The organism is Hamadaea sp. NPDC051192 (genome assembly GCF_040682475.1).
GTDB lineage: Bacteria > Actinomycetota > Actinomycetes > Mycobacteriales > Micromonosporaceae > Hamadaea > Hamadaea flava.
In genome coordinates this window covers 1-20,960 of sequence record NZ_JBFBAZ010000109.1, presented here as the reverse complement: position 1 = coordinate 20,960, position 20,960 = coordinate 1, and the positions used below count along the sequence as shown (strand labels likewise).

Annotated in this window: 20 protein-coding genes; 15 read left to right on the top strand and 5 right to left on the bottom strand. The window is 71.2% G+C overall.

All coding sequences use genetic code 11. From position 1 onward, the window contains the following. Positions 1–25 precede the first annotated feature (25 nt). Positions 26–1,792, bottom strand: a complete 1,767-nt coding sequence (locus AB0M47_RS31920) for an AMP-dependent synthetase/ligase (RefSeq protein ID WP_363420617.1) — start codon at positions 1,790–1,792, stop codon at positions 26–28. Positions 1,793–1,897: 105 nt separating this feature from the next. On the opposite strand from AB0M47_RS31920, the gene AB0M47_RS31915 reads away from it, so the two are divergent. The 10 genes from AB0M47_RS31915 (at position 1,898) to AB0M47_RS31870 (ending at position 10,697) form a co-directional block, all read left to right on the top strand. Then, positions 1,898–2,344 (top strand): SRPBCC family protein, encoded by a 447-nt coding sequence (locus AB0M47_RS31915; RefSeq protein ID WP_253761519.1) that lies wholly within the window; start codon positions 1,898–1,900, stop codon positions 2,342–2,344. 4 nt (positions 2,345–2,348) lie between these two features. Continuing rightward, positions 2,349–2,873 carry a hypothetical protein gene (locus tag AB0M47_RS31910; protein WP_363420615.1) on the top strand — a complete coding sequence of 175 codons (525 nt, stop codon included), beginning with the start codon at positions 2,349–2,351 and terminating at the stop codon, positions 2,871–2,873. Positions 2,874–2,909: 36 nt separating this feature from the next. Then, the gene (locus tag AB0M47_RS31905; protein ID WP_363420612.1) at positions 2,910–3,854 is read left to right on the top strand and encodes an ROK family glucokinase; all 945 of its coding nucleotides are present in this window, start codon (positions 2,910–2,912) and stop codon (positions 3,852–3,854) included. A 19-nt stretch (positions 3,855–3,873) separates the two neighbouring features. After that, positions 3,874–4,542: an endonuclease/exonuclease/phosphatase family protein gene (locus AB0M47_RS31900; protein ID WP_363420609.1), complete on the top strand. Its 669-nt coding sequence runs from the start codon at positions 3,874–3,876 to the stop codon at positions 4,540–4,542. A 270-nt stretch (positions 4,543–4,812) separates the two neighbouring features. Continuing rightward, positions 4,813–6,246 carry a hypothetical protein gene (locus AB0M47_RS31895; RefSeq protein WP_363420607.1) on the top strand — a complete coding sequence of 478 codons (1,434 nt, stop codon included), beginning with the start codon at positions 4,813–4,815 and terminating at the stop codon, positions 6,244–6,246. Between the two features lie 70 nt (positions 6,247–6,316). Beyond that, positions 6,317–7,204 carry a DUF2785 domain-containing protein gene (locus AB0M47_RS31890; RefSeq protein ID WP_363420604.1) on the top strand — a complete coding sequence of 296 codons (888 nt, stop codon included), beginning with the start codon at positions 6,317–6,319 and terminating at the stop codon, positions 7,202–7,204. Between the two features lie 139 nt (positions 7,205–7,343). After that, positions 7,344–7,622, top strand: coding sequence for a DUF6412 domain-containing protein (locus AB0M47_RS31885; RefSeq protein ID WP_253761525.1), 279 nt, complete (start codon positions 7,344–7,346; stop codon positions 7,620–7,622). Between the two features lie 54 nt (positions 7,623–7,676). Next, positions 7,677–8,396: a membrane protein insertase YidC gene (gene yidC, locus AB0M47_RS31880; protein WP_363420600.1), complete on the top strand. Its 720-nt coding sequence runs from the start codon at positions 7,677–7,679 to the stop codon at positions 8,394–8,396. Between the two features lie 118 nt (positions 8,397–8,514). Further along, entirely contained in the window at positions 8,515–9,912 is a 1,398-nt protein-coding gene (locus AB0M47_RS31875; protein ID WP_253763882.1) for an NAD(P)-binding domain-containing protein, read from the top strand. Further along, positions 9,903–10,697, top strand: a complete 795-nt coding sequence (locus AB0M47_RS31870) for an alpha/beta fold hydrolase (RefSeq protein WP_253763883.1) — start codon at positions 9,903–9,905, stop codon at positions 10,695–10,697. The genes AB0M47_RS31875 and AB0M47_RS31870 overlap by 10 nt, the downstream gene beginning before the upstream one ends. 298 nt (positions 10,698–10,995) lie before the next feature. Here AB0M47_RS31870 and AB0M47_RS31865 read toward each other — a convergent pair whose 3' ends face one another. Next, entirely contained in the window at positions 10,996–11,523 is a 528-nt protein-coding gene (locus tag AB0M47_RS31865) for a hypothetical protein (protein WP_363420597.1), read from the bottom strand. 226 nt (positions 11,524–11,749) lie between these two features. Between AB0M47_RS31865 and AB0M47_RS31860 the strand changes: the two genes are divergently transcribed. Then, positions 11,750–12,454 (top strand): lysophospholipid acyltransferase family protein, encoded by a 705-nt coding sequence (locus AB0M47_RS31860; protein ID WP_363420594.1) that lies wholly within the window; start codon positions 11,750–11,752, stop codon positions 12,452–12,454. 59 nt (positions 12,455–12,513) lie between these two features. On the opposite strand, the gene AB0M47_RS31855 is transcribed toward AB0M47_RS31860, so the two are convergent. Then, the gene (locus AB0M47_RS31855) at positions 12,514–15,966 is read right to left on the bottom strand and encodes an adenylate/guanylate cyclase domain-containing protein (RefSeq protein ID WP_363420592.1); all 3,453 of its coding nucleotides are present in this window, start codon (positions 15,964–15,966) and stop codon (positions 12,514–12,516) included. Between the two features lie 262 nt (positions 15,967–16,228). Between AB0M47_RS31855 and AB0M47_RS31850 the strand changes: the two genes are divergently transcribed. Continuing rightward, positions 16,229–16,378, top strand: coding sequence for a hypothetical protein (locus tag AB0M47_RS31850; RefSeq protein WP_363420588.1), 150 nt, complete (start codon positions 16,229–16,231; stop codon positions 16,376–16,378). 86 nt (positions 16,379–16,464) lie between these two features. Here the strand turns inward: AB0M47_RS31850 and AB0M47_RS31845 are convergent, their stop codons facing one another. Next, a complete protein-coding gene (locus tag AB0M47_RS31845; protein ID WP_253761531.1) occupies positions 16,465–17,157 on the bottom strand; it encodes a Crp/Fnr family transcriptional regulator in 693 nt (230 codons plus the stop codon). A gap of 251 nt (positions 17,158–17,408) precedes the next feature. Between AB0M47_RS31845 and AB0M47_RS31840 the strand changes: the two genes are divergently transcribed. Then, positions 17,409–18,296, top strand: coding sequence for a phosphotransferase (locus AB0M47_RS31840; RefSeq protein ID WP_363420585.1), 888 nt, complete (start codon positions 17,409–17,411; stop codon positions 18,294–18,296). A 9-nt stretch (positions 18,297–18,305) separates the two neighbouring features. On the opposite strand, the gene AB0M47_RS31835 is transcribed toward AB0M47_RS31840, so the two are convergent. Continuing rightward, positions 18,306–19,154: a DUF1028 domain-containing protein gene (locus AB0M47_RS31835; protein WP_253761533.1), complete on the bottom strand. Its 849-nt coding sequence runs from the start codon at positions 19,152–19,154 to the stop codon at positions 18,306–18,308. A 21-nt stretch (positions 19,155–19,175) separates the two neighbouring features. Between AB0M47_RS31835 and AB0M47_RS31830 the strand changes: the two genes are divergently transcribed. Both AB0M47_RS31830 and AB0M47_RS31825 read left to right on the top strand, forming a co-directional pair. After that, positions 19,176–19,691 carry a polyadenylate-specific 3'-exoribonuclease AS gene (locus tag AB0M47_RS31830; RefSeq protein WP_253761534.1) on the top strand — a complete coding sequence of 172 codons (516 nt, stop codon included), beginning with the start codon at positions 19,176–19,178 and terminating at the stop codon, positions 19,689–19,691. 150 nt (positions 19,692–19,841) lie between these two features. After that, complete coding sequence (locus AB0M47_RS31825; RefSeq protein ID WP_253761535.1) at positions 19,842–20,867, top strand: 6-phosphofructokinase; 1,026 nt, start codon at positions 19,842–19,844, stop codon at positions 20,865–20,867. The last annotated feature ends 93 nt before the right edge of the window (positions 20,868–20,960 follow it).

Here is a 20,960-nt window from a genome sequence, read left to right as displayed (position 1 = left end):
CGCCGTCGACTCGGAACGGCTCCGCTCAGCGGAGGTAAATGGCGTCGATCTCGTCGGCGTACTCCTTCATCACGACCGCGCGCTTGACCTTCATGGACGGGGTCAGCTCGCCGGTGGCCTCGGTGAAGTCACGGGGCAGGATGCGGAAGACGCGGATCGCCTCGGCCTTGGAGACCGCCTTGTTCGCCTCGTCCACAGCAGACTGTATCGCGGCCCGGACCGCCGGGTCGTCCCGCAGGTCGTCCAGGGTCGCCCCCGCCCGGCCCTGCCCGGCGAGCCAGTCGGGCAACGACTCCTCGTCCAGTGTCACGAGCGCCGCGATGAAGGGCTTCTGGTCGCCGACGACCATGCACTGGCTGACCAACGGATGCGCGCGTACGCGATCCTCCAGCACGGCCGGGGCGACGTTCTTGCCGCCCGCCGTCACGAGGATCTCCTTCTTGCGCCCGGTGATCCGCAGATAGCCCTCGTCGTCCAGCTCGCCGAGATCGCCGGTGTGGAACCAGCCGTCAGTAATGGCTTCAGCGGTGGCGGCCGGGTTGTTGAAGTACTCGCGGAAGATGATGTCGCCCTTGGCCAGGATCTCGCCGTCCTCGGCGATCCGAACGGTCACGCCGGGCAGCGGGCGGCCGACGGTGCCGACCTTCTGCGCGCCCTCCCGGTTGAAGGTGATCGCGGGCGAGGTCTCGGTCAGCCCGTAACCTTCCAGCACCAGCAGGCCGATGCCGCGGTAGAAGTGGCCCAGCCGTTCGCCGAGCGGGGCTCCGCCGGAGATCGCGGCGGTGCACCGGCCACCCAGCGCGGCCCGGAGCTTGCCGTAGACGAGCCGGTCGAAGAGCGCGTGCTTGAGCTTCAGCCCGAGGCCGGGACCGCCGGTCTCCATCGCCTGGGAGTACGCGATCGCGGTGGCCTCGGCGGCGTCGAAGATCCGGCCCTTGCCGTCGCCGTGCGCCTTCTGCCGGGCGCTGTTGTAGACCTTCTCGAAGACCCGGGGCACCGCCAGGACGAAGGTCGGGCGTACGCGGGCCAGGTCGGCGACGAGGTTCTTCACGTCGGGTGCGAACGCCGTCTGCACCCGGGCCGCGACCGCGCCGATCTGCAGCAGCCGGGCGAACGCGTGGGCCAGCGGCAGGAACAGCAGGGTCGTCGAACCCTCGTGGAACAGGACGCTCAGCTCGGGCACGGCGTTGCCGATGTCGGCGAGCATGTTCCGGTGGCTCAGGACGCAGCCCTTGGGCCGGCCGGTGGTGCCGCTGGTGTAGATGATGGTCGCGGTGTCGTCGGCGCGGATGCCCGCCCGGCGCTCGTCGACCGCGCCCGGCTCGACCGCCGACCCGCGAGCGGCCACCTCGGTGAGCGCGCCCGCGTCGATCTGCCAGACCTCGGTCAGCAGCGGGGCGGCCTCCCGGACGGTCTCGCTGTGCGCGGCGGACTCGGTGACGCAGGCCACCGCGCCGGAGTCGGCGAGGATCCAGCGGACCTGTTCCGGGCTGGAGGTCTCGTAGATGGGGACGGTGACCCCGCCGACGGCCCAGATCGCGTAGTCGGTGCGCGTCCACTCGTAACGGGTCCGGCTCATCAGGCCGACCCGGTCGCCGGGGCCGACGCCGGCCGCGATCAGCCCCCGGGCCAGCGCCACGACCTCGTCCCGGAACTGGGCGCAGGTCACCTGACGGTCGTCGAGGAGGAACTGCACGGCCTCCGGATGCCGGTCGGCGTTGGTCCAGACGGGGTCGGTGAGGCTGTCGCCGTCGCCGATGGTCACGACCGCCGGTACCGCCATCTCCCGCACGGCGCCCTCCTTGGTGCTGCGGATGCGAGCCGCGGAACGCCACGACTCCGTGTATCGAAGCTACCTGCTCCACGGGAAATCCGGCCGGGCGGTAGCCTGCTCATCATGGCCGACTCTTCCATGCAGTCGATCGTGATCGACGCCACACCCGGCCGGATCGCCGAGGTGATCTGCGACTTTCCGGCGTACCCGGAGTGGATCCCGGCGATGAAGCGAGTCGAGGTGCTCACCGAGTACGAGGACGGGTACGCCGCCGAGGTGACCTTCGCGCTCGACGCGGGCGTGGTCTCCGACGAGTACACCGTGCTCTACGAGTACGCCGAAGACCTGACCCGGATCGAATGGCGGCTGGTCCAGCCCTCCAAGATGCTGAAGGTGCAGAACGGCGCGTACGACCTCGTCGACAACGAGGACGGCACGACGACCGTGACCTACACCTTGGAGGTCGACCTCACGATGCCGGTGCTGGGCATGTTCAAGCGCAAGGCGGAGAAGGCGATCATGGACGCCGCGCTCGGCGGCCTGAAGAAGCGCGTCGAGAGCCGGGGGTGAACCGGTGTTCACCGAGCCCTCGACCGCCCGTCAGGAGGCCGAGCGGCTGGTCGCGGCGGCACTGGCCGTCGCCTCCCTGGCCGCCGGCAGCCACCCTGAGCTGGCCACCGGCAGCGCCGCCTGCTGCGTCTGCCCCTTCTGCAAGCTGATCGAGGCGGTCCGCGACCCCGATCCGCAGTTCGTCGAGCGGCTGGCCACCGGCGCGGGCGACCTCGCCGTCGGCCTGGCCAGCCTGCTACGCAACCTGTCGGCGCCCCGGGAGCAGACCGAGGCCGACCCGTGGCGCTCGGCGACCGCCGAGGAGCCCGCTGCCTCGTCGACCACGCCGTCTCCGGAGCCGGACGCCCCGGCGAGCCGGACAACACCGAAGAAAGTGGCGAAGAAGGCGATCGCGAAGAAGGCGGTCGCGCCCCGGAAGACATCCGGCAAGTCGCCCGATGACCAGGAAAAAGTCCCGCCGAAGAAGGCCGCCCCCAAGAAGGCCGCCAAGAAGGCCATGCCCAGGCCGCGTCCCGACGACAACGGATAAGGTGAACGCGCGTATTCGGGAAATGAGGGGTTTGGCGTGGGACTGACCATCGGCGTGGACATCGGCGGGACCAAGGTGCTCGGCGGCGTCGTCGACGAGACCGGCAAGGTGCTCGCGACGACTCGCCGTCCCACACCCGCCGACGACGTGGCGCGTACGCGGGACGTGATCGTCGAGGTCGTCCGGGAACTGGCCGAGGACCGCCAGATCGAGGCGGTCGGCATCGGCGCCGCCGGCTGGATCGACGCGGACCGCTCGACCGTGCTGTTCGCCCCGAACCTCGCCTGGCGCGACGAGCCGCTGCGCGAAGCGGTGAGCGCGGGCACCGGGCTCCCCGTCATCGTCGAGAACGACGCCAACGTGGCGGCCTGGGCCGAGTTCCGCTACGGCGCGGCCGAGGACGCCACCGACTCGATGGTGCTGTTCACCATCGGCACCGGCATCGGCGGCGGCATCGTCCTGGGCGGCCGGCTGATCCGCGGCGCGCACGGCATCGCCGCCGAACTCGGCCACGTGCAGGCGGTGCCGGACGGCCACCCGTGCGGCTGCGGCCGCCACGGCTGCATCGAGCAGTACGCCTCCGGCAGCGCCCTGGTCCGGTACGCCCAGACCGGCGTCAAGGACGACACCGCGGCCGGCGCCGCCCTGCTGGACAAGGCCGCGGGCGACGTCGGCGCGATCAACGGCCCGATGGTGACCGAGGCCGCCCTGGCCGGCGACGCGCTCGCCATCGACGCCTTCCGGCAGGTCGGAGCCTGGCTCGGGGTGGCGATGGCCGACATGGTCCAGATCCTCGACCCGCAGGTGATCGTGATCGGCGGCGGCGTCGTCGAGGCCGGCGACCTGCTCATGAAGCCGACCCTGATGTCCTATCAGGAGCAGCTGGCGCAGCGGGCCAAGTCACCGATCGCCGAGGTACGCCCGGCGAGGATGGGCAACCTGGCGGGAATCGTCGGCGCGGCCGATTTGGCGCGAAGCTAGTAGGTCTTACGCTCCCGGGATGGCCGTCGATCTGCGCGTGGTCGCGTACAACATCCATTCGTCCCGGGACGATCGGGACGCGCTGGCCGCCGTCGTGCGCGGGCTGGAGCCGGATGTCCTGATCATGCAGGAGGGACCGCGGCGCTTTCGCTGGCGCACGAAGGCCGCGGCGCTGGCGAGTTCGTTCGGGCTGGTGATGGTGGCGGGCGGCCAGCCCGCGCTCGGCAACGTCATCCTCACCAGCCTCCGCGTACGCCGCCGTGACTCGTGGGAGATCCGGTTCCCGCTGAAACCGGGGCGGCACATGCGCGGGGCGGCGTTCGCGCGCTGCGAGGTGGGCGGGGTGAGCTTCACCCTCGCCGGCTCGCATCTGTCCACTGACGACGAAGAGCGGCCGTCGCAGGCGGCGCTGCTGCGCGACGCGATCGCCACGGTCGACGGGCCGGTCATCCTGGGGGCCGACCTCAACGACGTGCCGGGCTCGCCCAGTTGGGACCTGGCCCATCAAGATCTGGTGGACGTCGGGGTGGACGGCGGCGACACGTTCTCCTGCGCGGCCCCGAACCGGCGGATCGACACCGTCGCGGTCAGCCCGTCGATCGGCGTCAAGTCCTACCGGGTGGAGCGGGGAGCGCTGACGCTGCGGGCCTCCGACCACTTTCCGCTCGTCGCCGACCTCGTCCTGTGACGCTCGCTGACCCGGACAAGCGGGAAGCCCGGCTTTTCTGACTTTCCAGAAATGTCGGGCTTCACTTAAAAAACTACCTCTGACCTGCGCCGCTGTCAAGGCCCGACTACCACCATCCCGCCCACGCGCCGTGCGCCGCTGCCGCCTTTTTGCGGCAGATCACGGATATGCATGCGATCTTGGGCGGTTGAGGCCTGCGTATCCCTGATCCGCTGCCAACGCTGGGCAATGATCCGCTGCCAACCCTGGGCAAGCCGATAGGGTGCCCCCGTGACGAGTGGTGTGGTGTTTCCGGTCAGCGACGACGCGGGCAACCGCAGCACGTCCGCGCTCGGCCGGGCGGTTGTGGCGGCCGCGTTGCGAGAGGTCGATCCGGTCGGCGCGCGGGCGGCCGAGCAGGAGACCGTCTGGCGGTCGCACTACATCGCCCATTTCCGGCGGCAGATCGAGGCCGGGTTGACGTCGGGGGAGGCGGCCCGGCGGAGTGCGTACGACGGGTTGCGGGAACTGCACGACCGCATGCGGGTGATCACGGCGGGCGGCGAGGAGATCGGACTCCGGGCGGTCTTCGAGACACCGGGGACGGAGTTGACCACGGCCGTCCAGAGTGGCACGGGCGAGCGGGAGAAGGAGCTGACGCTGCCGTATCGGGGCGATCGGCTCGCCGGGGACGATCTGCGGCGGCAGCTCGACAAGTGGGTCGAGGCGGGCGTCGTCGAGCCGTCCTGCGCCGAGGCGGTGCGTGCGGTGTTGGCGAATCCGGATTGGCTCGCCTTCGACGGCCGGCGGATCGCCGTGCTCGGGGCGGGTGCCGAGATGGGCCCGGTGCATTCGCTGCTGCGCTGGGGCGCCGACGTCGTCGCGGTGGATCTGCCGCGCCCGGCCATCTGGGAGCGCTTGGCCGCCACCGCCGACCGGTACGCCGGCCGCCTGTACACGCCGGTGGGACCGGACGGGACCACCGGCGCCGATCTGCTGCACGACTTGCCCGCCGTGGCTCGGTGGCTGGTGGGGCAGGAGGGCGACCTCGTGCTCGGCAACTACGTTTACGCCGACGGAGCGACGAACGTACGCGTGTCGGTGGCCGTCGACGCGCTGACGGCGTACCTGCTCGACGAGCGGGACGACGTGGCGCTGGCCTTCCTGGCGACGCCGACCGACGTGTTCGCGGCGCCGGGCGAAGCGGTCGCGCAGGCGGAACGGAACTATCAGCGGTCGTCGCTGCTCAAGACGCTGCGGCAGCCGGTGCGGCTGTTGTCGGCAGGCCGCCTGCTTCGGCGCAACTACGCCCCGGGGGCCGATCCCGGGATCTGCGACAGCCTCGTCGCTCAGCAGGGGCCGAACTACGCATTGGCCAAGCGCCTGCAACGGTGGCGGGCCGCCGTCGCCCGGTCGGCGGGGACCACGGTCAGCTTCACCGTCGCCCCGCCGACGCGTACGCGATCCGTGGTGAAGAACCGCGCACTGGCGGCGGCGTACGCCGGGGCGCACGTCTTCGGCGTCGAGGTCTTCGAACCCGCGACCGCGAACACCCTGATGGCGGCGCTGCTGGCGTACGACCTGCACAATCCGCTGCCGCCGCAGGAGCACGTCTGGCAGGAGGAGGCGTACGCCGCCGCGCACGGCGGGCTGTGGCGGACGGCGTACTCGCCGCGAAGCGCGCTGGGCCTGGCCGCCATGATCGGGATCGGCGGCGCTCGATAAACCAAGGCCGGTGGCAAGCCCGACGGCGTCCGATAGCCAAGGGCCGGTTGATCATCTAATGTGCTGCCTCATGGCCGACGCGACGCTATGGCAGCGGATCAAGGACGATGGCTTCCGGCCGCCCGCCGGCCATCCGGTCGACGAGCTGATCGCCGAGCTGGAACACATGCTCACGTACGCCGACTCCCGCCTGCGGGACGACCTGGCCTTCGAGATCCTCGGCGAGTGGATCCAGCTCGGTCTCTGCGACCACGACCTGGGCGGGCTGGGCGACCGGATGGCGGCCGGGCTGTTGCGCGGCATCGGCGAGGTCGGCACCGACTCCGTCTTCGGGCGCAGCTTCTCCGCCGTGGTGCTCGGACTCGTGGTGGAACGCGACAACGCGGTGCGCCTGCTCGGCCCGAACGACCTGAGTCGCTGGATCGGCGGCTTCACGATGTGGTGGGAGCTGGAGGGCGATCTGCGCGGCGCGGTCGACGCCCAGCGGGGCTGGGCGCACGCGCTGGCCCATGGGGCGGACGCGATCGCCTCGCTGGCCCGCAGCCGCCTCCTCGGCACCGCCCAGGCTCGGGCGCTCCTCGGCAGCGTGGTGATCCGGCTGCGGACGACCGACGGCTGGGCGCTGCTCGCCTCCGAGGACGACCGGCTGGCGTACGCGACGATGGCGCTCCTGCATCGGGGCGATCTGTCGGCGACGGATCTCGCCGAGGTCATAGCCCCGCTGCACATGCTCGGCCGACAGCGTCTGCGGGTGGACCTCGATCCGGAGGCGTGTGCCTGGATCAACTCGCTGAACTGGCTGCGGGCGCTCTACCTCCAGCTCGGCCTCGGGGTTCAGGCGATGCCCTGGTACGCCCCCGACAACCACTTCGACCGGCCGGTCCCCGAGCGCCAGCAGATGCTCGCCGTCGTCGAGAGCGCGCTCCGCGAGTACTCCAGCTGGTTCGCCGACCGCTGAGCAGGCCGCTGAGCCCCGCTGAGCCCCGCTGAGCAGGCCGCTTGAGTCCCGCTGAGCCCCGCGCTGAGTCCCGCTGGGCGACACGCTGGACAGTCCGGTGAGCACACCGGGGTTGCCCCGGCGCGCTACCGTTGCGCGCATGTCCGTCGTGGCCGCGTACCGGTGGGTCTTCGCCCTGCTGGGCTTCACCGTGGCCACTGCCGGACTCGCCGGGCCCAGCGCGTTCGGCGCGATCGTCGGCGGGCTGGCCGCGGCCGCCGTCGTCACGGTCGTCGCCGTCCAGCTCGCCCGCCGGTCCGTGCCCGTTCCCGTGCGTGCCCGCCAGACCTTGCGGCACTGGGAACGGCGGGAGACCCCGCTGCGCCTGACCGACCCCGACGCGCCCGGTCGCGCCCGTCCTCGAGCCCCGTCCGCCTGACGCCCGCTTCCGCGTCCACCGTCAGGCTTCTCTCTCCCGTCAAGGGGCTCACTCATGCATCCGCTCGACAGCGCGGCTCAGGCTGCGCAGACTCTGCTCGTCCAGCTCGCGGCCCTGCTCACCCCGGTGGGTGGCACGGCCGCCGCGATCATCCTGGCCACGGCCCTCCTCCGCCTCGCGTTGCATCCGCTCACTCGCTCAGCGGTACGCGTAGAGCGCGCGAAGGCAGCGCTCGCGCCGAAGCTCGCACCACTGCGCAAGAAGTACGCCGACGACCCGGCCACGTTGATGGAGAAGACCCTCGAACTGCACCGTGCTGAGGGGATCTCGCCGTTCGCCGGTTTCCTGCCGCTGCTGGCCCAGGCGCCCTTCTTCCTCGTCTTGTTCCATCTCTACAACAGTTCGAAGATCGGCGGCCGGCCGAACGCGCTGCTCTCGGACACCATGTTCGGGGCGCCCCTGAGCACTCGGTTCGTCGGCGAACTCGGTGCTCTCGGCGTACCCATATTGATTTTCGGGGGACTTTTCGCGGCGCTGGCGGCGGTCGCGTGGCTGATGTCGCGGCGGTCCGCGCGGCTGCTGGCGCTGACGGACCCGCCACCCACCGGAGTGCTCGCGGCTTTGCCCCGCATCCTGCCGTTCACCGTGCTGATCAGCGCGATCTGGCTGCCGCTGGCGGCCGTGCTGGCCCTGCTGACCACGACGGCCTGGACGGCGGCCGAGAACACACTGCTCAAACGAGGCATGCCAACAGCGCCTCCGGCGCGCCGGTAGGGGTGGACAAACAGGGCGCTCGCCCGCGAAAATGCCTCGCGTCGCGCAAACCGCGGCGGGGCGCGAGCGTCCTGCCCTCACCCCTGCCCGCGCGGCGAGAGGGAGCGAACCGGTGAGCGTGGACCAGGACTTCGGCGGCGATCACACCGGGACCACGCTGTGGCGGGACGGCTGGCCGGTCTACGACCGCGGGGAGACTGTCTGCGTCGTCGGGGCGGGGCCGAGCGGGCTGACCGCGATCAAGAACCTGAAGGAAGCCGGGTTCGGCGTCGACTGCTACGAACGGGAGACCGGGGTCGGCGGCGCGTGGAACTGGCGGCACGACCGCAGCCCGATGTACGCGAGCACGCACCTGATCTCGTCGAAGCCGCTCACCCAGTTCCCCGACTTCCCGATGCCGGACGACTGGCCCGACTATCCGCACCACGCGCTGGTGCTGTCCTATCTGGAGCGTTACGCCGACCACTTCGAGCTGCGGCCGCACATCTGGTTCGGCACCGAGGTCGTGAAGGTGGAGCCGGCCGACAACGGCAAGTGGGACGTCACCACCCGCAGCACCAGCAAATACGGTGGCGCCGAACGCATCCACCGGTACGCCGGGGTGATCGTGGCCAACGGGCACAACTGGTCGCCGAAGATGCCCACCTACGAGGGGATCGAGGACTACCGGGGCAACGTGCTGCACGCGAGCGCGTACAAGGACTCGGCGCAACTGCGGGGCCGCCGGGTGCTCGTGGTGGGCGGCGGCAACACCGGCTGCGACATCGCGGTGGAGGCGGCGCAGCAGGCGGCCCGCTGCTGGCACTCCACCCGCCGCGGCTACTGGTACGCCCCGAAGTACGTCCTCGGCCGCCCGACCGACCAGGTCAACGATCAGCTGCTGGCGTTGCGCGCGCCGATGCGGCTGCGCCAGTGGTTCGCCCACCGGACGCTGAAGCTGGCGGTCGGCGACATGACCCGGTTCGGGCTGCCCAAGCCGGATCACAAGGTCTACCAGAGCCACCCGGTCGTCAACAGCCAGCTGCTCTACTACGTCGGTCACGGCGGCATCGCGCCGGTGCCCGAGATCGCCCGGTTCCACCGGAACTCCGTCGAGCTGACGGACGGCCGTCAGATCGAACCCGACCTGGTCGTGCTCGCCACCGGCTACCTGCCCCGGTTCGACTTCCTGGAGCCGGAGCTGCTCGGCATCGACCAGCGCGGCAAACCCACGCTCTACCTGCACACCTTCCCGCGCCGTCACCCGACCCTCGCGGTCGCCGGACTGGTGCAGCCGGACGCCGGGGTGTTCCCGCTCGCCCACTGGCAGTCCGTCGTGTTCGCCCGCTACCTGCGCGCCCGGCAGAACGCTCCACAGCGCGCCGCCGAATTCGGCCGCCGGGTGGAGAAGGAAGCCGCCGGCACCTGGCACGAGGGGCGTACCACCGACTCGACCCGGCACTGGTTCGAGGTCAGCCACGGTCTCTACCTGCGCGAGCTGCAGCGGGCCATCGACACCCTGGAAGGATCGCGATGACCGTCTCGGTGCTGCGGCTCAAGGAGTGGGCCCACCCGGTCGCCCCGGTACGCCGGGAGGTGCTCAGCGCCACCCCGGAACTCGACGAGGGCCGGCCGCCGGTGCTGTTCGTGCCCGGATTCGGCCACGGCGCCTGGGCGTACGCGGAGCACTGGCTGGAGCACACGGCGTCACGCGGCTTCCCGGCGTACGCCGTGAGCCCGCGTGGGCACGGGGCGAGCGAAGCGGCCCCGAAGGCCGACCTCCGGGCGTACGCCCACGACGTCGTGCAGGTCGCGGCCAGTCTGCCGCGCAAGGCGGTCCTCGCTGGGCACGGCGCCGGGGCGCTCGTCGTCACGCACGCGCTGGCCCGGTATCCCGCCCGAGCGGCGGTCCTGCTCTCGCCGGTGCTGGGCGGTGTCTCGACCGCGCTGCGCAACCCCGGGCTGGTGCTGCCCGCCCTGTTCGGCGGGGGACTGCGACTGCCCGCCGGTCAGCTGTTCAGCCGGGAACTCCCCGTCGCCGCCGCCCGCGCGTACGCCAAGCGCCTCGGCCGCGCCAGTACGCGCGCGCAATGGCAACTGCTGCGCGGCGTCACCCCGGAACGCGCCGTCGGCGACCCGCCCGTGCTGGTCGTGGGCAGCCCCGACGACAAGATCGTCTCACCTTCGGCTTTGAAGGACGCCGCCCGGGCGTACGGGGGCGCGCCGCTGCTGTTCCCGGGCATGGGCCACGACCTGATGCTGGACGCCCGCTGGCGCGAACCGATCGACGCCACCCTCGACTGGCTCGAAAAATCCCACTAGCTACCCTCCCTCCCCCCTCGCCCCCTCCCTCCCTTTCGCCCTCCGCCCCCGCCCCCTCCCCTTTCGCGTTGATCATGGAGTTAACTGTGCTTTCGACGGCGTGTCGAGGGTGAAAAGTCCATGATCAACGCAGCGCCCTGCGCGGGCGGGCGCGCAGCGGAGCGGCGAGCGGGCGGGCGCGCAGCGGAGCGGCGAGCGGGCGGGCGTGCAGCACCCCGCGCGAGCGGGCGTGCAGCGGAGCGGGGAGCGGGGGCGCAGCGCCCCGCGCGAGCGGGCGGAGCGAAGCGAGCGCCGAGCGTCAGACGACGGCGCCGTCGTCGGGGAGGTCGGGTTCGTCGGGGCCGCCCGGCCGGAGCCGCATGATCAGCAGTGCCGCCCCGCCGATGATGCCGAGCAGGCCGAGCACCATCCCGGACTGGTCGCCGAGCGGCAGGAGGCCGGGTTTGAAGAACAGCACCACTCCGCCGATGATCGCGATGACCCCGATGATCGCCTGCGCGGAGATGCGCGGCAGTGGGGGCGGCGGTGGCGGAACGAAGGGTTCTCCGTCGTCCGGGAGGTCGGCGCCGAACGTGTCGAGCCCGTCGAGCAGGGAGGGCTCGGGCTGGTTCAGGATCGGCCCGTTGGCCGGGAACAGCGGTCCGGTGGGTCCGGCCGGCGCGGGCGGAGCGGCCGGGGCCGGCTCGGCCGGTTTGGCGGGAGTGAGGTCTTCACTCTCCGGCCAGGTCACTTCGGCGGGCGCGGCGTCGTAACTTGCGACAATCTGCGCAAAAGCGGCATCCACCTGATCCGAGGAGCGCCCGTCAGGGTCGCCGACCACAGACATCAGGCCCTCCCTCAGGTCGAACATGGTCGCGCCGGACCGGCCGCGGGAAGACGGGGCGGTGGACGCGGGGACATTTCAGTGTGACACGGGGGGAGCGAGATTGTGCAGTGCGTTGTGGCGTGCCGCATCCGCTGCATAGGCTCTGACTGCACTCCTGGCGGCTCGCCCCGAGGGGCTCCCCGGCGGGAGGATCACTGAGGCACGCCGACGTCACGGAGAGGACCACGTGTTCTACTGGCTGCTCAAGTACGTCATCCTCGGCCCCGTGTTGCGGCTGATCTTCCGGCCGCAGGTCGAGGGGCTCGACAACGTGCCCAGGCAGGGCCCCGCGATTCTGGCCAGCAACCATCTGTCCTTCTCGGACTCCATCTTCATGCCGCTGGTCGTGCCGCGGAAGGTGACCTTCGTGGCCAAAGCGGAGTACTTCACGGAGAAGGGGATCAAGGGCCGGCTCAAGAAGATGTTCTTCGTGGGCACCGGCACCATCCCGGTCGACCGCTCCGGTGGGCGTGCCGCCCAGGCCGCCCTCGACACGCAGTTGCGCGTACTGAGGTCGGGGGAGATCGCCGGAATCTATCCAGAGGGCACCCGCTCGCCCGACGGCCGGCTCTACCGCGGCAAGACCGGCGTGGCCCGGCTCGCCCTGGAGAGCGGCGCTCCGGTGATCCCGGTGGCGATGCTCAACGCCGACGAGGTCCAGCCGCCCGGCAAGGTGCTGCCCAAGGTCATGCGGGTCAAGATCCGGTTCGGCGCGCCGTTGGACTTCAGCCGGTACGAGGGCATGGCGGGGGAGCGGTTCGTCGAGCGGGCCGTCACCGACGAGATCATGTACGAGCTGATGGAACTCTCCGGCCGCGAATACGTCGATCTCTACGCCGCCAAGGTGAAGTCGCAGCCGGTCGCCGCCCCGATCCGGCCGGCCATCGTCTAGCCGGCCGTCGGCGAGCCGGTCGTCGGCTAGCCGGGCCGCTGTGACGGCAAGATGGCCCGTCACGGCAGCAACCTGGGCGCGCCGTTGCGCTCGGCGAATGCGCGTACCTGCTGCTCGACGCCGGCATGGCGAGCATCGGTGACGGGCAGGACGCGCAACGCCGCCGACAGGGCCAGTACCTCGTCGCTGGGCGTACCGATCTTGGCGTAGATCTCGGCCGCGGCCAGGTGATGCCCGCCGGCCTCGGCCGGATCCTCGGCGAGCGCGCCGGCCATGGTCGACAACGCCGCCTCGATCCACGGCGTACGCCGAGTGGACCGTTCGAACATGGCCCGAGCCTGGCGTGCCCCGGCCGGGCCGAGCAAGGCGGCCGCGTGCGCCGCCCCGGCGGACCATTCGCAGAACGTCATCATCTCGGTCTGCGACCAGTCCTGCTCCAGTTCGTCGAGGAGCGCCTGCGCCTCCTCCGTCCGGTTCTGCAGGACCCGGCACAGGGCGGCGTGCGCGAGCGCCGAGCGCAGTACGCGGTGGAACCCCGAGCGCCGTGCCCCGATCAGGACGGTCTCGATCGGGTCCTCGCCGTCGATCTCCACCGGTTCCCCGCGCAGGACGCGCATCCAGGCGCCGATCGCGATGGCGTGGAGGTCCCATTCCTCGGTCGGGCGGCGCATCACGACGGCGGTCGCCCCGATCGCGTCGGTCCAATCGCCGGCCATGTAAGCGTTCTGGGCCTGCTCGTTGTAGCTGGGCGACAGCGCGTGCCCGCCACCGCGTACGCTCGCCCGCACCTCGCTGAGCAGCCGCAGGTTGGCCGAGACGTCGCCTTCCTCCAGATACACCCAGGCCAGGTTGCTCGCCGCGCGCCGCCAGCTGCTCAGCTGCGCGCGCCGGCAGTCCTCGGTCGCCTTGTGCAGCTCGTCGAGGGCGTCGGGCTCGCCGGCCATGTACCGCGCGACCTCGATCGTGATGCGCGCACTGGCTTCCGCCTCGGCGAGATGCAGGCTGCGGGCGGTGTCGGCGGCCCCCCGCGCGGCGGCGATCGCCGGCTCGAACTCGAAGTCCAGCATCCGGGCCCGCGCCAGCTCCAGCAGGGCCTCCATCATCTGCGGGCTGTCCGGCAGGCCTTCGAAATAGCCGACCGCGCGGCCCAGCCAGTGCAGCGTCTCGGCGCGGTCCGCGCGGGACCAGGCGGCCTGTCCCAGCAGGGTGCAGCCCCGCGCGGCCCCGGCCACGTCGCCCGCCGCCGCGAGCTGCTCGGTCAGCAGGATCAACCGCACGACGCCGCCGTCGTTCAGGAACGCGTCACCGTCCCGGTAGAAGTCGATCTCGGCCGCGAGCAGCTCCAGCCCCGCGTCCGGGTCGAGCTTCATGCCGAGGGCGCGGGCCAGGAGGGTCTGCGCGGTTTCCAAAGCGTGCAAGTTGTACGCACGGCGCGCGGCGAGTTGCAGCGCCTCCCGAGCGGGCCGGGCGAACGGCGCCGGATCCTGGCCGAGCGTACGGGTGATCTCGTGAGCCGCCCAGCGATGGTTGGCCAGGACCTCGGCGACGTCGTGCAGCCGCCCGTCGGTCGTCCGCTCCAGCCAGTCCGCCGTACGCTGATGGCACTGCACCCGTTCCGACCGGGGCAGCCGCTGGTAGCAGACGTCCCGGACCAGGACGTGGCGGAAGGCGTACTCCGGCTCATCGGCCATTGTGGAACTGGCGGCCTCGACGACCAGGTCCCGTTGCTCCAGCCGGTGCAGGGCCCGGATCACCGGCTCGGTCGGCAGCCCCGACGCGGCCGCGATGGCGCCCGGCCAGAACTGCGTCCCGACGACCGCCGCCGCCTGGAGGACCACGCGATCGGTCGGCTCCAGCAGGTCGAGGCGGTTGGCGATGACGGCCTGCACGGTCTGCGGCATCCGGGTGGCGGTGTCGCTCTCCAGCATCCAGGTCGGCCCGACCGGGCGCAGCTCGCCTCGGTCCACCAGCATCCGGACATACTCGTGCGCGTACAACGGATTGCCGCCGGCCAGCTCGACCAGGGGATCGAGGCTGGCGCTGGGGAAGGTGGCGTGACCGAACATCTGGGCGTACATGGTGGAGATGTCCATGTCGCGCATCGGACCGAGGGAGATGGACGCGGCGCCGGTGATGGCGCTGGTCCAACTGGGGTGCCGTTCGCGAAGCTCGGGCCGGGCCGTCGCGATGACCATGAGCGGCAGGCCTTTGCCCGCGCCACAGAGCATCTCGACGAAGCGGAGCATCGCCTCGTCCGCCCAGTGCATGTCCTCGAAGACCAGCACGGTCGGGCCGGAGGCGGCCAGGAGCTGGAGGAAACGACGCCAGGCCGACTCGGTCTCGGACTGGGGCAGGCGCGACCCGGCGAGGCCGAGCAGCGGGCCCATGGCGTCGGCGAGGCGGTCGGCCTCGCCCTCGCCGCCGAGCCGGAGCAGGGCGGCCGACAGGCGTTCCCGCGCCGTGGCGTCGTCGTCGGTGTCCAGTACGCCCAGCTCGGCCTTGACGATCTCGGCGAGCGCCGCGTAGGTGACGTTCTCGCCGAAGGGCGGACAGTGGCCGACCAGCCAGCGGATGTCCTGGCCGGGCAGCCGGGCCGCGTACCGGGACAGTTCCCGCAGCAGGCGGCTCTTGCCGATGCCGGCCACCCCGAAGATGGTGACGAGCTGCGGCGCCCGGTCGGCGATCATCCGGTGCAGCGCGGTGGTCAGCATGCCGCGCTCGTGGTCGCGGTCGACCATCGGCGTCGACTCGTCCCGCTCGCCGACCCGCAGCCGCCCGGCCCCGGTCGCCAGCCAGATGTGGCTGGGGGAGCGCTTGCCCTTGAGGATCGCGGGCGGCTGGGCGGCGTATTCGATCTCGTTCTGGGTGGCGTCGTAGGTCAGCTCGTCGACGAGGACGCCGGTGGGCGGGCAGGCCGCCTGGAGCCGGGCGGCCGTGTTGACGACGTCGCCCGCGACGATGGCCTGGCCGCCGTCGCGCGCGGCGGTGACGTCGACCAGCGCTTGACCGGTGGCGACGCCGACCCGGAAGGACAGGTCGGCCACCGGCCCGGCCTGCTGGGTCAGCGCCCGCTGGACCTCCAGCCCGGCCCGGACCGCGCGCAGGGCGTCGTTCTCGGTCGCGACCGGGGCGCCGAAGATGGCCATGACCGCGTCGCCGATGTACTTCTCCAGGACGCCGCCGTGCTGCCGGACCACCCGGCGGACCACGCTGAAGTACTCGTGCTGAGTGCCCCTGACCTGCTCGGGATCGAGCTGCTCGGCGAACGGCGTGAAGTCCACCATGTCGACGAACAGCACGGTGACCATCCGCCGGTCCTCGCGCGGAGCGGCGGGCAGGGAGACACCGAGGCGCGCGCCACAGCCGGTGCAGAACGCCGCCAGCGGAGCCGCTTGACGTCCACACTGGAGACAGAAGACGGCCAGGCTCGCGCCACAGCCGCCGCAGAACTTGTCCTCCGGGCCGGCCGCACGCGAGCAGGTCGGGCACGTGACAGAAATCGTCTTCTCCAAGCTTGGGGTGTCCAGTATCGGCGAAAGCCCAGGCAGTACAAAGCCATGCTGTAGGGAAACCGACTCCACGCCGCCAAAGTTCGGCGCGATGGATACAGTTCTGCCAGCCTGATGGGCCAAGGCGCGAGGGAGGCGGCCGGTGCTGGTGCGACTTGCGGCGGAGTGGACCGATCCGTTCGGGGTTGATCATCACGCCGGTGACGTCGTGGACATCGATGTGATCACCCTCGCGGAACTTGAACAGAGAGGAGTGGTCCAAGCGATGAGTAACGAGCCCGAAGAGTGGTCTGGTCCCGGCGAGGAGACCGAGGAGGCCGCGCAGGAGTGGTCGGGTCCCGGTGCCGCCGAGGAGACCGAGGTCGAGGAGTGGTCGGGTCCCGGCGCGGCCGAGGAGACCTCCACCGACGAGTGAGTCGTGACGAAGGCCCGGTGGCAACCGCCACCGGGCCTTCGTTGTGTTCTATCGCCCTTGTTTCCCGCCGGCGATGCCGGCGGCGGTCAGCGGTCGGCCATGCCGGCCCGGCGACGCAGCGACGCCAGGTCGGTCACCACGATCCGCCGGCCCTCCGTACGCAGCCAGCCGCGGCTGGCGAACGAGCCGATCGCCTGGTTGACGCTCTGCCGGGAACCACCGGCCATCTCGGCCAGCTGGCTCTGGTTCAGCTCGATGGTGATCATCGGCGCCTGGCTCTCCCCGGCCAGCCGGACCAGCGTCTTGGCCACCCGACCCGGCAGGTCGAGGAAGACGTAGTCGGCGTTCTGGTCGGTCAGCCGCCGGATCAGCCCACCCAGCGACCGCATCACCGCGTCGAGGATGCGCGGATGCGTGTGGACCAGTTCCATGAAGGCGCCCCGGCTCAGCGCCAAGGCGGAACAGTCCTCCAGCGCCTCGGCCGAGGCCGAGCGGGCCGAACCGTCCAGAAGCGACACCTCGCCGAAGACGTCCGGCGGCCGCATGACCGAGAGCACCGCGCGTTCCCCGGTCGGCGCGGTGCGGAACACGGCCACACTGCCCCGCTTGAGGACGATCAGCGACTCACCCGGGTCGTTCTCCACGAACAACAGTTGGCCGCGACGGTACGTACGCGGCACGGCGGCTGCGATGAGCCGCTGCCGCGCCTCCGGTTCCAGACCCGCGAACATCTCCACGCCGGTGAGCGCATCAGCCGGCTCTGGAAGCCGCATCTCCACGGCGCCACCCCTCCCCGCCGGCTTCAGCATTGCCGGTCTTTCCCCTCGGGCCACACCGATCCGGTGCGACCGCCCTCCCAGATCATCGTCTGCCGACCGGGTGTTGTACACCCCCAGGTGGCGGTCATGCATGCCACTCCCGGGTTATCGTCGCCGATGGATCTGCGGTGAGAGTGCCATAATCCGGCCCATGCGCGTACGCACGCGGTGCGACAACGCCCGCACGAAGCGCGACGGCCGAGGAATCCCCCATGGCCGCTGACGATACGGTGCGCGCTGCCTTGCGCGCGGCATGGCATCTTCCGCCGGACGGGTGCACTCGGTTGGCCGGAGGGATGACCTCAGCCACCTGGTCGGTGCGATCGGGTTCCCGCCGATACGTGGCCAAACTGGTCCCACCCGGGGCGCGTACCTCTTTCGAGGCCGGGCTGATGCTCGCCGAACGCCTCTGTGCGGCCGGAGTGGACGCCGGCCGGCCGGTACGCGCGGCGGACGGGTCGTTGTGCGTACCGGTGCCGGACGGGGCGCTGGCCCTGCTCGAACACGTCGACGGCCGGCCGCTCGACGGCGCGGACCCGGTCGACCAGCAGTGGTGGGGCGACCGCCTCGGCTCCGTCCACCGGATACTCGTCGACGTCGCCCTGCCCGGACTGACCCCGTGGCACTGGGTACGCGAGGACGCCCCGCACCTGAGCCTGGAGCCCTGGCTGCGCCCGGCCGTCGCCGACGCCGTCCACGCGTTGGCCCGGTTGCAGGTCACCGATCGGCTGACCGTCGGCGCCCTGCACGGCGACCCGTTCTTCGAGGCGTTCCTCCTCGATCAGGCGACGGGCCGGATCGGCGTCATCGACTGGGGATCGGCGTGCGGCGGGCCCTTCGTCTACGACGTCGCCAGCGCCGTCATGTACGCCGGCGGCCCCGATCGCGCCGCCGGCTTCCTGGACGCGTACGCCGCCGCCGGTCCGGTGACGGCTGCTGAGCTGGAGTCGGCGCTGCCGGTGCTGCTGCGCTTCCGCTGGGCCGTGCAGGCCGACTGGTTCGCTGCCCGGATCGGGGCCGGCGACGTCACCGGCGCGGACGACGACGGCAACCGCAAAGGGCTGGCCGATGCTCGCCGTGCGCTCGCCGGGTGGAGTTAGGACTTCGCGTTACGCCTTCTCGCGCAGATGCGCCAGGACCAGCGGATCGATCCGGCCCGGGATCATGCGCTCCTCCAGGTTCTCGATCCCGGCCCAGTCCGCCAGCGCGACGTCGAGGTCGGCATCGGTGTGGCCGCGATCGGCCAGCAGCGCGCGTACCTCCTCGGCCAGCTCGCCGGACAGGTCCAGCAGCGAGTCCGGGTCGGCCTTCTCGAACAGCAGCGCGTGGAGGTCGAGCAGCCGGGCCAGCTCGCCACAGGGATCGGGGTGATCGTCCACCCGCAGATCGACCGCGACATCGCTGGTGCCGCCGTAACCGGCGCCCGGGGCGACGACGTAGACCGCCGCGCTCTGCCGGCCCCGGCGGTCGCCGCCCGCGGCGTCCCCCGCGCTCAGTGCACGCACCAGCCGCCGGGCCAGCGCCATCGCCGAGTCTCCGGGCGTACCGTGATCGCTCGCGAGGAAGGCGTCCCGCATCGCGTCGACGACCTCCGGTCCGGTGAGGATGTTTCCCTGGACGGCGTACCCGTCGCCCGCGACTCCGCCCGCCCACTCGTGACACCCCGAGCCGGTGTAGGTCGCGCCCTCGCCGAACTTGCCGACCACGCCCAGCTGCCGTTGGTCCCGGCCCGGGTCGGCGGCCGTCAATCCGGCCACGACCTCCGCCGCCGCCACCTGCGTACCCAGTAGTGTGAGCCCCTGCGGGCGGTAGGCCAGGTTCGCGTAGGACTGGGTGGCGAGCGCGCCGACCCCGGCCTGAGCGGCCGGGACGACCGCCCCCGCGGCCAGGAACTTGCTGGCCACCGCGACACCGTGGGCCAGCCCGTCGCTGGAGCGCGCAACGATCGAGAAGGTCATGCCGGAACAGTAAGGGGACTCATGCCGTACCGCTACTTCTACGACTGTGAGTTCATCGAGGACGGGGTCACCATCGACCTCGTCTCGATCGGTGTCGTGGACGAGCACGGCCGCGAGTTCTACGCGATCTCCAGCCAGTTCGACCCGACCAAGGCGATTCCCTGGGTACGCAAGAACGTGCTCGACAAGCTGCCGTCGCCGGGCAACCCGGCGTGGCGGTCCCGCGAACGGCTCCGGGACGACCTCCTGGCGTTCCTGACCGAGCCGCTGCGGACCGACCCGGACGGCGAACTCGAACTGTGGGCCTGGTACGCCGCCTACGATCATGTCGCGCTCGCCCAGCTCTGGGGCAACATGCAGGCTTTGCCGAGGATCATCCCGCGCTTCACCAAGGATCTGCGTCAGCTGTGGGACGACGCCGGCCGCCCGCCGCTGCCCTCGGCCGAAGCCGCCCGGCACGACGCGTTGGTCGACGCCCGCCACAACCTCGCACGGTGGCAGGCCATGACAGGTTTCCGGCAAGTTACCGGAAAGTAGCCACCAGTTCGCCCGGGGCGAGTGGAAACAGCCCAGCTAGGGGCGATACAGTGCGCAATTGCGGCCCGCCCCGGGCCGGCAGCGTCGCCGATCATGTTGCTCTGGGGCTCCACCACGGGCTTGGTATATGCACCCTCGAAAGGGATCGAGATGCGTATCGGTGTTCTCACCGGCGGGGGCGACTGCCCCGGTCTCAATGCAGTCATCCGCGCGGTCGTCCGCAAGGGTGTGGGAACCTACGGGCACGAGTTCGTCGGGTTCAAGGACGGCTGGAAGGGTCCGCTGGAGGGCCTGACCAAGCCGCTCGGCGTCCAGGAGGTGCGCGGCATCCTCCCGCGAGGCGGCACCATCCTCGGCTCGTCCCGGACCAACCCGTTCAAGATCGAGGGCGGCGTCGAGCAGATCAAGAAGAACCTCGCCGAGATGGGCGTGGACGCGCTCATCGCGATCGGCGGCGAAGACACCCTCGGTGTCGCGACGAAGCTCCACGAACTCGGCGTACAGGTGGTCGGCGTACCGAAGACCATCGACAACGACCTCGGCGCCACCGACTACACGTTCGGCTTCGACACCGCCGTCAACATCGCGATGGAGGCGATCGACCGGCTCCACACGACGGCCGAATCCCACCACCGCACGGTCGTGGTCGAGGTCATGGGCCGCCACGCCGGCTGGATCGCCCTGCACTCGGGCCTCGCCGGCGGCGCCAACGTCATCCTGATCCCCGAGCGGCCGTTCGACCTGGAGAAGGTCGTCGACCACGTGGAGAACCGGTTCCGGACCAACTACTCGCCGATCATCGTGGTCTCCGAGGGCGCGGTCCCGGCCGAAGGCGACATGATCACCCTCGGCGGCGAGCTCGACGCGTTCGGCCACGTCCGCCTCGGCGGCATCGGCACCTGGCTCGCGGAGCAGATCGAGAAGCGTACGGGCAAGGAAGCGCGGGCGGTCGTGCTCGGCCACACCCAGCGCGGCGGAACGCCGACGGCGTTCGACCGGGTCCTCGCGACCCGCTTCGGGCTTCACGCGATCGACGCGGCGCACGAGGGGGACTGGGGCAAGATGGTCGGCCTCGCGGGCACGGACATCGTCCGGGTTCCGCTGATCGAGGCTACTCGGGAGCTCAAGACTGTTCCTGTGGAGAAGTACTCCGAGGCCGAGGTTCTGTTCGGCTGACCTTATCGGGGCGACATTGACCCGCTCCGGGCGGGGGGGGGTGGTACCGGCGCGGGGGCAAGTAGCCCCCTTAAGCGCGGGGGGGGGCGGCTC

What these genes read in the sequence shown, in the direction of transcription:
- AB0M47_RS31835 (WP_253761533.1), bottom strand. Translation starts at nt 19,154, where the DNA reads ATGACCTTCTCGATCGTTGCGCGCTCCAGCGACGGGCTGGCCCACGGT.
- AB0M47_RS31850 (WP_363420588.1), top strand. Translation starts at nt 16,229, where the DNA reads ATGAGTAACGAGCCCGAAGAGTGGTCTGGTCCCGGCGAGGAGACCGAG.
- AB0M47_RS31915 (WP_253761519.1), top strand. Translation starts at nt 1,898, where the DNA reads ATGGCCGACTCTTCCATGCAGTCGATCGTGATCGACGCCACACCCGGC.
- AB0M47_RS31900 (WP_363420609.1), top strand. Translation starts at nt 3,874, where the DNA reads ATGGCCGTCGATCTGCGCGTGGTCGCGTACAACATCCATTCGTCCCGG.
- AB0M47_RS31840 (WP_363420585.1), top strand. Translation starts at nt 17,409, where the DNA reads ATGGCCGCTGACGATACGGTGCGCGCTGCCTTGCGCGCGGCATGGCAT.
- yidC (WP_363420600.1), top strand. Translation starts at nt 7,677, where the DNA reads ATGCATCCGCTCGACAGCGCGGCTCAGGCTGCGCAGACTCTGCTCGTC.
- AB0M47_RS31885 (WP_253761525.1), top strand. Translation starts at nt 7,344, where the DNA reads ATGTCCGTCGTGGCCGCGTACCGGTGGGTCTTCGCCCTGCTGGGCTTC.
- AB0M47_RS31890 (WP_363420604.1), top strand. Translation starts at nt 6,317, where the DNA reads ATGGCCGACGCGACGCTATGGCAGCGGATCAAGGACGATGGCTTCCGG.
- AB0M47_RS31830 (WP_253761534.1), top strand. Translation starts at nt 19,176, where the DNA reads ATGCCGTACCGCTACTTCTACGACTGTGAGTTCATCGAGGACGGGGTC.
- AB0M47_RS31865 (WP_363420597.1), bottom strand. Translation starts at nt 11,523, where the DNA reads ATGTCTGTGGTCGGCGACCCTGACGGGCGCTCCTCGGATCAGGTGGAT.
- AB0M47_RS31825 (WP_253761535.1), top strand. Translation starts at nt 19,842, where the DNA reads ATGCGTATCGGTGTTCTCACCGGCGGGGGCGACTGCCCCGGTCTCAAT.